At 69.2% G+C, this 803-nt stretch carries 2 pseudogenes; both read left to right on the top strand.

The annotated features are described in order from the left end of the window. A pseudogene (locus Vqi01_RS30395) lies at positions 1–360 on the top strand (glutamate--tRNA ligase); the annotation flags it as partial. A gap of 125 nt (positions 361–485) precedes the next feature. Beyond that, positions 486–803, top strand: a pseudogene (locus Vqi01_RS30390) (arginine--tRNA ligase); the annotation flags it as partial.

Below are 803 nucleotides of genomic sequence, written 5' to 3'. Positions count from 1 at the left end.
TTGGCGCAGACCCGGATCGCGGTGCTCTCCGAGATCATGCCGATGGTCGATTTCCTCTTCCTCGACGAGCCGCCTGCTGATGAGGCGGCGTGGGCGAAGGCCATGAAAGCCGACGCCCCAGCACTGCTGGCCGCCGTGATCGAGGCGTACGAGGCGTGCGAGTGGCAGACTGAGGCGCTCAAGTCGACGCTGGAGACGATCGGCGCTGAGCGGGGACTCAAGCTCGGCAAGGCGCAGGCACCGGTACGGGTCGCCGTCACCGGCCGGACGGTCGGGCTGCCGCTGTTCGAGTCGATCGAGATCCTCGGGCGTGAGCGAACCGTGGCTCGCCTGCGAGCCGCCCTCGACCGCCTGAGCTGACCCCCTTTTGCGTCCGGCGGATCGATTCGCCGGTCATTCTGGTCGTCAATCGATCCGCTTCCCGAGCATTTCCCGGCAGATCCGCCTCCCTGCACGAGGCGGATCGGAGCGAGATTGGCGTACTCATGAGTCTTGAGAAATTGCTGGCCGACCGGTTGGCCCAGGCGTTCTCAGCGGTGGCCGGCGGGCCGGTCGATCCGGTCGTGCGGCGCTCGCAGCACGCGGACTATCAGTCCGATGCGGCACTGTCCCTGGCGCGTCGGCTCGGTCGCCCGCCCCGGGACATCGCCACCGAGGTCGTCGGCCGGGCGGAGTTGGCGGACCTCTGCTCGGCCGTGGCGGTGTCCGGTCCGGGGTTCATCAACCTCACGGTCGCCGACCCGGCGCTCGGCACGCTGCTGTCGGCGATGGCCGCTGACACTCGGCTCGGTGTCGCGCCCAGC

Origin of the sequence: Micromonospora qiuiae (assembly GCF_016863555.1) — a bacterium.
Lineage (GTDB): Bacteria > Actinomycetota > Actinomycetes > Mycobacteriales > Micromonosporaceae > Micromonospora > Micromonospora qiuiae.
The sequence above is the reverse complement of the archived record's forward strand: the minus strand, read 5'-3'. Positions and strand labels throughout refer to the sequence as shown.